The 11,896-nt window shown below is 75.9% G+C and carries 1 protein-coding gene; it reads right to left on the bottom strand.

Features of this window, described 5'->3' with window-relative positions; genetic code table 11:
* Window positions 1–35 precede the first annotated feature (35 nt).
* A complete protein-coding gene (locus ACZ5D2_RS22035) occupies window positions 36–11,879 on the bottom strand; it encodes an SDR family NAD(P)-dependent oxidoreductase (RefSeq protein ID WP_468931330.1) in 11,844 nt (3,947 codons plus the stop codon).
* Window positions 11,880–11,896: the final 17 nt, after the last annotated feature.

The raw sequence follows: 11,896 nt of genomic DNA, 5'->3' as shown, positions 1-11,896 counted from the left end.
CCTCCGGTGGGACGGTCAGGACGACGGGTCGGGGATCAGCTGAGACCGAGTTCCTTCTCGATGAGGGCGAACATCTCGTCGTCGCTCGCCGAGGTGATCTCCGCGGTCCCGTCGGAGGTCTGTGCTTCGTCGTCGGTGTCGTGCGCGGTGCCGGACTGTTCGAGCTTCCAGAGGATCGAGCGGAGCCGGTTGACGGCCCGTTCCCTGCCGTCGCTGCCCTCCGGCAGCGCGGCGACGGCCGCCTCCCAGCCGGCCATGGCGTCGAGCACCGCGGCCTCCCGGTGGCCGTCGGCGCCGTCGCCCGGATCCAGTTCCGTGTGGAGGAAACCGGCGAGGGCGGCGGGCGACGGGTAGTCGAAGATCAGCGTGGTGGGGAGCCGGAGACCGGTGGCCGCACCGAGTCCGTTGCGCAGTTCCACGGCCGTCAGCGAGTCGAAGCCGAGGTCGAGGAAGCCTCGTTCGGTGTCGATGGCCGCCGGGTCGGGGTGGGCGAGGACGGTGGCCACCTGGGTGCGGACCAGGTCCAGGAGGGCTTCGGCGCGTTCGGCGCCGGTGAGCCGGGACAGCCGCTCCGTGAGGGCCTGGGCCCCGGAGGCGGCTGCCGCCTGGCCCGCGGCCCGGCGTACGGAGGCCCGGACGAGCCCCTTGAGGACTCCGGGCAGCGTGCCGGCGTCGGCCTGGCCGCGCAGCGCGGTGGTGTCCAGGCGTACGGCCGCCAGCAGGGCCTCGTCGTGCCGTGCCGCCTCGTCGAACAGGGCCAGGCCCTGTTCGGTGTCCAGCGGCAGGACTCCGCTGCGGCTCATCCGGGCGAGGTCGGCGGTGTCGAGTCCGGCGGTCATGCCGCTGGACTCGGCCCACTGGCCCCAGGCGAGGGAGACGCCCGGCAGGCCGTGGGCCCGCCGGTGCCGGGCGAGGGCGTCGAGGAAGACGTTGGCGGCGGCGTAGTTGCCCTGGCCGGGGCCGCCCATGACGCCGGCCACGGAGGAGTAGAGGACGAAGGCGGTCAGGTCCAGGTCGCGGGTGAGTTCGTGCAGGTTGACGGCGGCGTCGACCTTGGGCCGCAGGACGCGGGCCAGCCGGTCGGCGTCGAGCGAGCCGAGGACACCGTCGTCGACGACCCCGGCGGTGTGGACGACCGCGCGGAGCGGCCGGTCGGCGGGGATGGCGGCGAGGAGTGCGGTGAGCGCGTCGCGGTCGGCGGCGTCACACGCCACGACCTCGGCCGAACCGCCCAGCTCCGCTATCTCCGCCACCAGTTCGGCGGCGCCGGGGGCCTGCGGACCGCGCCGTCCCGTCAGCAGCAGGTGGCGTACGCCGTGCTCGGTGACCAGGTGCTTGGCGACGAGGGCGCCCAAAGTGCCCGTACCGCCCGTGATCAGGACCGTCCCGGCCGGGTCCCAGCCCTGCGGGACCGTCAGGACGATCTTGCCCGTGTGCTTGGCCTGGCTCATGAACCGGAACGCCTCCGAGGCCTTCCGGATGTCCCAGGCGCGGACCGGCAGCGGCCGCAGCACGTCCGCCTCGAAGAGCCTGCCCAGCTCGGCGAGCATCTCGCCGATGCGCTCGGGCCCGGCGCCCTCGACCATGTCGAAGGCCTGGTACGTCACCCCGGGGTGGAGCCGGGCGACCTCCGCGGGGTCGCGGACGTCGGTCTTGCCCATCTCCAGGAACCGGCCGCCGCGCGGCAGCAGCCGCAGCGACGCGTCGACCAGTTCCCCGGCCAGGCAGTCCAGGACCACGTCGACGCCCTCGCCGCCGGTGGCGGAGCGGAACCGCTCCTCGAAGGAGGCGTCGCGCGAGGAGGCGATGTGCGCCTCGTCCAGGCCCAGTTCGCGGAGCACGTCCCACTTGCCCTCGCTGGCCGTGCCGAACACCTCGCCGCCCAGGTGGCGGATCAGCTGGACGGCGGCCATGCCGACGCCGCCGGCGGTGGCGTGGACGAGGACCCGCTCGCCGGCCTTCAGGCCGGCCAGGTCGACGAGCCCGTAGTAGGCGGTCAGGAAGACGGTCGGGATCGCGGCGGCCTGCTCGAAGGTCCAGCCGTCGGGAACGCGGACCACCAGGCGGTGGTCGACGACCGCGACCGGGCCGAACGCGCCCCGGATGAGACCGGTGACCTTGTCGCCGACCTCGATGCCGGTGACCCCGGGGCCGACCTCGGTGACGACGCCGGCGCCCTCGTTGCCCATGCGGGCGAGGCCCGGGTACATGCCGAGGGCGATCATCACGTCGCGGAAGTTCAGGCCGGCGGCCCGGACGGCGACGCGGATCTCGCCCTCGGCGAGCTCCATCCCGGCGGCCGGCGACGGGACGAAGCCCAGGCTGTCGAGGGTTCCGGCCTTGGTGCTGTTGAGGATCCAGGAGGAACCGGCGGGCAGGACCGGGGTACCGCCCCCGGCGGAGGCGGCGGCCCGCACCAGGCGCGGGACGAGGAGCGCGCCGTCGCGGAGGGCGGCCTGCGGCTCGTCCCCGGCGAACACCGCCTCGGGGAGTACGGGTCCACCCGTACGCGCGTCGGTGTCCGCGCCGGGGTCGGTGTCGAGGAGGACGAAGCGGCCGGGGTTCTCGGCCTGCGCGGCCCGTACGAGGCCCCACAGGGGGGCCTGCGCCAGGTCGGTGACGTCCTCGCCGGGCAGGACCGCCACCGCGCCGCGCGTGACGACGACCAGCCGGGTCGCTCCGAGGCGCTCGTCGGCCAGCCAGGTCTGCAGGGTGCCGAGCAGTCCGGCGGTGGCCGCGCGCGCGGCGGTGGCGAGTCCCGTTCCGGGGGCGTCGGCCGGGGCTCCGGTGTGCAGCAGCACCGCCGCGGGGACCGGGGCGCCCTCGTCGAGGGCGGCCCGCAGGGACGCGAGGTCCGCGTGGTCCGCGCCCGCTCCGCCGACCGCCACCCGCGGCCCGTCGGCGGTGCCGGCGACCGGCGGAGCGGCGGTCCAGTCGAGCCGGTAGAGGGCGTCGGAGTGACCGGCGCCCGCCACGGCGGCGGTGAGCTGCTCGGCGGCGACCGTACGGGTCGCCAGCGAGGCGACGGAGACGACCGGGTGACCGGTCGGGTCCGCGATGTCGAGCGAGAGGGAATCCGGGCCGGCCGGCATCAGCCGCACCCTCAGCCTGGACGCTCCCACGGCGTGCAGACGCACACCGCTCCAGGAGAAGGGCAGGCGGACCTGCCCCGCGTCCGTGGCCGGCCCGGCGACAGCGAGCCCGTGCAGCGCAGCGTCGAGCAGGGCCGGATGCAGTGCAAACCAGCCCGCCTCATCCTGCTGCGCATCGGGCAGCCCCACCTCGGCGAACACCACGTCACCGTCGCTCCGACGCCATGCCCGGGCCAACCCCTGGAAGGCCGGACCGTACCCGTAACCGGCTGCCGCGAGCCCCTCATAGAACCCGTCGAGGTCGACTGGTTCGGCGTCCGCCGGAGGCCATACGGCCAGGTCGGAGAGGGGCTCGGGGGCGGTTTCGGGGGCAGGGGCGAGCCGTCCGGCAGCGTGCCGGGTCCAGAGCGCGTCGGCGCCCTCGGTGCGCGAGTGGACGCTCACCGGCCGCCCGCCGTCCTCGTCGGCGGTGCCCACGAGCACCTGGAGCAGGACGGCGCCCCGGTCGGGGATGACGAGGGGGGTCTCGATGGCCAGCTCGTCCAGCTCGCCGCATCCCACCTCGTCGCCCGCGCGCAGGGCGAGTTCGACGAAGGCGGTGCCGGGGAGCAGGACCGTGCCGGCCACGGCGTGGTCGGCGAGCCAGGGGTGGCTGTGCAGGGAGATCCGCCCGGTGAGCAGCAGCTGCCCCCCGTCGGCGGGCGTCACGGTGGCGCCGAGCAGCGGGTGCCCGGCGGCGCCGAGCCCGGCCGCGACCACGTCCGCCGAGGTGGCGGCGGGGCGCGGCCAGTAGCGGCTGCGCTGGAAGGCGTACGTGGGAAGGTCCACGGGGGCGCTGGCCGCCGCCGGACCGCCGGCCACGGCGGCCCGGTCGACGGGAAGGCCGCGGGTCCAGGCCTCGGCGAGGGCGCCGAGGAAGGCCTCCGGCTCGGGACGGTCCTTGCGCAGCACCGGGGTCAGCAGCCCGGAGAAGGCCTCCGGCAGCGACTCCCCCGCCATGGCGGCGAGAACGCCCTGCGGACCCAGCTCCAGGAAGTGACCGACACCCTGCTCCTCGGCGAGGTGGCGCACCCCGTCCGCGAAACGGACCGCACCACGGACGTGCTCGACCCAATAGGCGGCCGAGAACTCGGTGATCTGCTCGCCCGTGACGTTCGAGACGACCGGGATGGCGGGGGCCGAGTGGGTGAGGGTCTCCGCGACCTCGCGGAACGCGTCGAGCATCGGCTCCATCAACGGCGAGTGGAAGGCGTGCGAAACGGTCAGCCGCCTGGTCTTGCGACCCCGATCGGCCAGCGTGGCGGCCACCGCGAGAACGGCCTCCTCCGCACCCGAAATCACCACCGACTCCGGCCCGTTGACCGCAGCGATATCCACACCGGCGGTCAACAGCTCCCGGACCTCGTCCTCCGTCGCCCGGACGGACACCATCGCCCCGCCCTCCGGCAGCGCACCCATCAGCGCACCACGGGCCGCCACCAGACGGGCCGCGTCCGCCAGCGACAACACCCCGGCGACATGCGCCGCCGCGATCTCACCGATCGAGTGCCCGGCGACGAAGTCCGGACGCAGACCGAACGACTCCGCCAGCCGGTACAGCGCCACCTCGACCGCGAACAACGCCGGCTGCGTGAACTCCGTCCGGTGGACCTCCTCCCCGCCCCCGAACACGAGCTCCTTCAGCGGGAAGTCGAAGTGCGCGCACACCTCGTCGAACGCGGCCGCGAACACCGGCTGGGCCCCGTACAGATCACGCCCCATCCCCGGACGCTGCGCACCCTGCCCCGAGAACAGGAGGGCCAGCTTTCCGGGCTGGACGGGAGCCTTGGCGGCCCCGGCCAGGGCGTCGAGTCCGGCCAGCAGTCCGTCCAGGCCGGTGGCGGTGACCGCGCCCCGGTGTTCGAGCGCGGAGCGGGTGGTGGCGAGGGCCCGCGCGACGGCGCGTGGGTCCAGGCCGGTGTGCGTACGGGCGTACGCGGCGAGCCGTGCGGCCTGGGCGCGCAGCGCTTCGGGGCCGCGGCCGGAGACGGTCCAGGTGACCGGGCCGCCGTCCGTGTCGGGGGTGGCGGCGGGGGCGGGTGCCGGTTCGGGCGCCTGTTCCAGGACGACGTGGGCGTTGGTGCCGCTGGCGCCGAAAGAGGAGACGCCCGCGCGGCGCGGCCGGCCGGTCTGCGGCCAGTCCACGGACTCCGTCAGGAGTTCCACGGCGCCCGCCGACCAGTCCACGTGGGCCGACGGCTCGTCGACGTGCAGGGTTTTGGGCAGGACGCCCTCGCGCATGGCCATGACCATCTTGATGACGCCGGCGACTCCGGCGGCGGCCTGCGCGTGCCCGATGTTGGACTTGACGGAGCCGAGCAGCAGCGGCCGGTCCTCGGGCCGGTCCTGGCCGTAGGTGGCCAGCAGGGCCTGGGCCTCGATGGGGTCACCGAGGGTGGTGCCGGTGCCGTGGGCCTCGACCGCGTCGACGTCGTGGGTGGTCAGCCGGGCGTTGGCGAGGGCCTGTTCGATGACGCGCTGCTGCGAGGGGCCGTTGGGGGCGGTCAGGCCGTTGCTGGCGCCGTCCTGGTTGACGGCGGAGCCGCGCAGGACGGCGAGGACCCGGTGGCCGTTGGCGCGGGCGTCGGAGAGCTTCTCCAGGAGGAGCACACCGGCGCCTTCGGACCAGCCGGCGCCGTCGGCGGCGGCGGAGAAGGACTTGCAGCGGCCGTCGGCCGACAGTCCGCGCTGCTTGCTGAACTCGACGAAGACGCTGGGGGTGGCCATGACGGTGACACCGCCGGCCAGGGCCATCGTGCACTCGCCGGCCCGCAGCGCCTGGGCGGCGAGGTGCAGGGCGACGAGGGAGGAGGAGCAGGCGGTGTCGACGGTGACGGCCGGGCCCTCCAGCCCGAAGGCGTAGGAGAGGCGGCCGGAGACGACGCTGCCGGAGGTGCCGGTGAGCAGGTAGCCCTCGGCGCTGTCGGCGGCCCGCTCCACGTGGTCGGCGTAGTCGTGGTACATGACTCCGGCGAAGACGCCGGTCCGCGTGCCCTTGCGGTCCGCGGGGTCGAGGCCGGCGCGTTCGAAGGCCTCCCAGGAGGCTTCGAGGAGGAGCCGCTGCTGCGGGTCCATGGTGACGGCCTCGCGCGGGGAGATCCCGAAGAGTTCGGGGTCGAAGTCGGCGGCGTCGTAGAGGAATCCGCCGTTGCGGGTGTACGAGGTGCCGGGTCGGCGCCCCTCGGGGTCGTAGAGGGCGTCCAGGTCCCAGCCGCGGTCGGTGGGGAACCCGGCGACGGCGTCGCGGCCCTCGGCGACGAGCCGCCACAGGTCCTCGGGCGAGCCGACCCCGCCGGGGTAGCGGCAGGCCATCCCGACGATCGCGATCGGCTCGTCGGGGGCGCGGGCGGGCGCCGGGGCGGGGGTGGCGGTGTCGGCGGCGGGCGGGGTGAGGAACCCGGAGAGCACGTGGCGGGCCAGGGCGGCCGGGGTGGGGTGGTCGAAGATGAGCGTGGCGGGCAGCTTCAGGCCGGTGGCGGCGTTCAGCCGGTTGCGCAGTTCGACGGCGGTCAGGGAGTCGAAGCCGAGCTCCTTGAACGCCATGTCGGGGCGGATCGCCGACGGGTCGGCGTGGCCGAGGACGGCCGCCACCTGCCCGCTGACGAGGCCGAGGAGTTCGCGTTCGCGTTCGCCCTCGCCGAGGACGGCGAGGCGGCGGGCGAGGGTGGAGGCCTCGGCCTCGGTGCCCGCTTCGACGGTGCGCCGGGCGGGGGTGCGGACCAGGGAGCGCAGCAGCGGGGGCAGCAGCCCGGCGGCGGCGCGGGTGCGCAGGGTCGCCGCGTCCAGGCGTACGGGGACCAGGACGGGTTCGGTGTCGGCGGCGTCCGCACCGGTGGCCGCGTCGAGGGCGGCGAGGCCCTGGGCGGCGGTGAGGGGGAGGATGCCGGCGCGGGAGGCCCAGCCGAGGTCCCCGGCGGTGAGGTGGCCGGTGAGGCCGCTGGTCTCCCACAGGCCCCAGGCGAGGGAGCGGGCCGGCAGGTCCTGGTCCCGGCGGTGGGCGGCGAGGGCGTCCATGAAGGCGTTGGCGGCGGCGTAGTTGGCCTGGCCGGGGTTGCCGAGGACGCCGGCGGCGGAGGAGAAGAGGACGAAGGCGGTGAGGTCGAGGTCGCGGGTCAGCTCGTGGAGGTTCCACGCCGCGTCCACCTTGGGGCGCATCACCGCGTCGAGGCGCTCGTCGGTCAGCGAGGCGACCAGACCGTCGTCCAGGACACCGGCCGCGTGCACCACACCGGTCAGCGGACGGTCGGCCGGAACGGCCGACAGCACCGAAGCCAGCGCCTCCCGGTCCGCCGCGTCACACGCCACGACCTCCGCCCTGGCCCCCAACCCGCTTATCTCCGCCACCAGTTCCGCGGCACCCGGGGCGTCCGGACCACGACGGCCCGTCAGCAGCAGGTGCCGCACCCCGTGCTCGGTGACCAGGTGCCGGGCCACCAGCGCACCCAGCGCACCCGTACCCCCGGTGACCAGCACCGTCCCCTCCGGGCTCCAGGGGGTGTCCCCGGCGGGTGCGGCGGGGTCGGCGCGGACCAGGCGGGGGGCGCGGGCGGTGCCCGTACGCAGGGCGAGCTGGGGTTCGCCGGTGGCGACGGCGCGCTCCAGTGCGGCCCGGGAGGCGTCGGTGCCGTCGAGGTCGACGAGCTGTACGCGGTCGGGGTGTTCGGACTGCGCCGAGCGGACGAGGCCCCACAGCGGGGCGAGGACCAGGTCGGGCGCGGGGTCGCTGGAGCCGGTGCGGACCGCGCCGGTGGTGGTGACGACCAGGCGCAGGGCGGCCAGGCGTTCGTCGGCGAGCCAGTCGCGGAGCGTGCCGAGGAGCGCGGCGGTGGCGGCGCGGGCGGCGCGGGCCGGGTCCTGACCGGAGCCCGTGGCGTCGGTCGCCGGGTGGGTGAGGAGGACGTGGGTGGGGGCGGCGGTCCCGGCGTCGAGGGCGGCGGTCAGCGCGGCGAGGTCGGGGAAGTCGGCGCCGCCGAGTTCGGTCCAGGTCCCGGCGGGCGCGTCGGCGGGCGTCGGGACCTCGTTCCACGCGACGCGGTGCAGGGTGTCCGCGCGGGTGCCACGGAGCCGGTCGGGGGTGACGGACAGCAGGCCGAGGGCGTCCACGGTGGCGACGGGCCGGCCTTCGGGGTCGGCGAGGTCCACGGCGAGTTCGCCGTCGGCGGCCGGGGTGATGCGGACGCGCAGGGCGGCGGCGCCGGTGGCGTGCAGGCTCACTCCGCTCCAGGCGAAGGGCAGCCGGACGCCGTCGAAGGCGGTGTCGGTGCCGAGCAGCGTGGCGTGGAGGGCGGCGTCGAGGAGGGCGGGGTGCAGGCCGAAACCGGCCGCCTCCTCGCGCTGCGCGGAATCCAACGCCACCTCCGCGTACACGGTCCCGCCCGCGTTCCAGGCGGCCTTCAGGCCCTGGAACGCGGGCCCGTACGCGTAACCGGCCTCGGCCGTCCGCTCGTAGAAGCCCTCGATGTCCACGGGCTCCGCGCCCACGGGCGGCCACTCGGCTAGCTCTACGGGCGCGGTGGCGGTGGCGGTGGCGGTGGCGGGGCCGACGACGCCGGTGGCGTGCCGGGTCCAGGGCGCGTCCGCGGCGGAGTCCTCGGGCCGCGCGTGGACGGTCACCGGGCGGCTGCCGTCGGCGGCGGGTTCGCCGACGACGAGCTGGAGCTGGACGGCCCCGGTCGCGGGCAGCGTCAGCGGGGTCTCCAGGGTCAGCTCGCGCAGCCGGCCGCAGCCGGCCTCGTCGCCCGCGCGGACGGCCAGTTCGACGAAGGCGGTGCCCGGGAGGAGGACGGTGTCGCCGACGGCGTGGTCGGCGAGCCAGGGGTGGCTCTGGAGGGAGATACGGCCGGTCAGCAGGAACCGGTCGCCGTCGGCGGCGGGCACGCGGGCGCCCAGCAGCGGGTGTCCGGCCTCGGCCAGGCCCGCGGCGGACACGTCGGCGGCGCCGGCGGCCGCACCGGCCCAGTAGCGGCTGCGCTGGAAGGCGTAGGTGGGCAGGTCGGCCGTGCGGGGGGCGTGTCCGGCGAGCACGGCGTGCCAGTCCGGTGAGGCGCCGCGGGTCCAGGCCTCGGCGAGGGAGGTGAGGAAGCGCTGCGGGCCGCCCTCGTCGCGGCGCAGCGAGCCGAGGGCGACGGCCGGCAGGCCGGCGGCGTCGATGGTCTCCTGGACGCCGACGGTGAGCACCGGGTGGGCGCTGGCCTCGATGAAGAAGCCGTGGCCGCGTTCGAGGAGGGCGCGGACGCCGTCCTCGAAGCGGACGGTCCGGCGGAGGTTGGTGTACCAGTACTCGGCGTCGAGTTCGGTGCCGTCGACGGGCCGTCCGGTGACCGTGGACAGGAAGGGCACGCGGGCCTTGCGCGGGGTGATGCCGGCGAGGGCGCCGATGACGGCGTCGCGGATCTCCTCGACCTGCGGGCCGTGGGAGGCGTAGTCGACGTTGACGCGGCGGGCGCGGACCCCGTCGGCCTCGCAGGCGGCGAGGAGTTCGTCGAGGGCCTGCGGGGTGCCGGAGACGACGGTGGAGCGGGGGCCGTTGACGGCGGCGACGGCCAGCCGGTCGCCCCAGGGCGCGATGCGGGTGCGGACGGCTTCGGCGGTGTCGGCGACGGACATCATGCCGCCCTTGCCGGCCAGGGCGAGGAGGGCCTTGGCGCGCAGCGCGGAGACCTTCGCGGCGTCCTGGAGCGACAGGGCTCCGCAGACGGCGGCGGCGGCGATCTCGCCCTGGGAGTGGCCGACGACGGCGGCGGGCTCGATGCCGCAGGCGCGCCACAGTTCGGCGAGGGAGACCATGACGGCCCACAGGACCGGCTGGACGACGTCGACGCGGTCGAAGCCGGGGGCGCCGTCCTGCTGCCGCAGGACGTCGAGGAGCGACCAGTCGGTGTACGGGGCGAGGGCTTCGGCGCAGGCGTCGAGGCGGGCGGCGAACGCCGGGGAGGAGGCGTACAGTTCGACGGCCATGCCGGCCCACTGGGAGCCCTGGCCGGGGAAGACGAAGGCGGTCTTGCCCTCGATGTCGGCGGTGCCCTCGACGAGCCGGGCGGCGCTCTCGCCGGCGGCGAGCCGGGCGAGGGCTTCGGCACGGGCGTCGGTACGGGCGTCGGTACGGGCATCCGTACCGGCGTCGGAAGCGGTGTCCGGGCCGCCGGTGTCCGCGCCCGCGTCCGGGCCCGCGTCCGGGCCGGTGACGACGACCGCGCGGTGGGCCAGCGCGGAGCGGGTGACGGCGAGCGAGAGGGCGGTGTCGGCGGGGCGCGGGGCGTCCGGGCCGGCGGCGAAGGCGTGCAGCCGGGCCGCCTGGCCGCGCAGGGCGGCCGCGCTGTGGCCGGAGAGCGGCCAGGGCGTGGGGGCCGTGGCCGTGAAGGGGGCGGGGCCGGCCGCCGGGGCGGGGGCCGCCTCCTGCGCGGGGGCGGCCTGTTCCAGGATCAGGTGGGCGTTGGTGCCGCTGATGCCGAAGGCGGAGACGGCGGCCCGGCGGGGCCGCTCGTGGTCGGGCCACTCCCGGGCGTCGGTCAACAGTTCGACGGCGCCGGCCGACCAGTCGACGTGCGGGGTGGGCTCGTCGACGTGGAGGGTCTTGGGGAGCACGCCGTTGCGGATCGCCATCGTCATCTTGATGACGCCGGCGATGCCGGCGGCCGCGGCGGTGTGCCCGATGTTGGTCTTCAGCGAGCCCAGCCAGAGCGGGGCGTCCTGCGGCCGGTCCTGGCCGTAGGTGGCGATGACCGCCTGCGCCTCGATCGGGTCGCCGAGGGTGGTGCCGGTGCCGTGCGCCTCCACGACGTCGACGTCCCGCCCGCGCAGCCGGGCGTTGGCCAGGGCCTGGCGGATGACGCGCTGCTGGGAGGGGCCGTTGGGGGCGGCGAGGCCGTTGGAGGCGCCGTCCTGGTTGGTGGCGGAGCCGCGGATGACGGCGAGGACCTGGTGGCCGTTGCGCCGGGCGTCGGAGAGCCGTTCAAGGACGATCACGCCGACGCCCTCGCCCCAGCCGGTGCCGTCGGCGGCGGCGGCGAACGCCTTGCAGCGGCCGTCCTCGGACAGTCCGCGCTGGCGGCTGAACTCGACGAACAGACCGGGGACGGACATGACGCTGACGCCGCCGGCGAGCGCCATCGAGCACTCCCCGCCCCGCAGCGCCTGGGCGGCCAGGTGCAGGGCGACCAGGGAGGAGGAGCAGGCCGTGTCGACGGTGACGGCCGGGCCCTCGAAGCCGTAGTGGTAGGCGAGGCGCCCGGAGACGACGCTGCCGGAGGTGCCGGTGAGGGTGTAGCCCTCGGCGCCGCCCTGGGTGTTGTGTCCGCCGACGATGTAGGCGGGGGTCGCGGCGCCCACGTAGACGCCGGTCTGGGTGCCCTTCAGCGTGCCGGGGTCGAGCCCGGCCCGTTCGAGGGCCTCCCAGGAGGTCTCCAGCAGGACCCGCTGCTGCGGGTCCATGGCCAGTGCCTCGCGCGGGGAGATCCCGAACAGGCCGGGGTCGAACTCCGGAGCGTCGTGCAGGAATCCGCCGGAGCGGGTGTACGTCGTCCCGGGGTGGTCCGGGTCCGGGTGGTAGAGGGTGTCCAGGTCCCAGCCGCGGTCGGCCGGGAAGGCGGATATCGCGTCGCGTCCCTCCGCGACCAGCCGCCACAGGTCCTCGGGGGAGCGGACCCCGCCCGGGTAGCGGCAGGCCATGCCCACGAGGGCGATGGGCTCGCTGCCCCGGCTCTCGGCATCGCTCAGCCGCTGCCGGGTCTCGTGGAGCTCGGCGGCCACTCGCTTGAGGGACTCGA

Source organism: Streptomyces sp. NPDC031479, from assembly GCF_055581065.1.
This window is presented reverse-complemented; position numbering and strand designations above follow the sequence as displayed.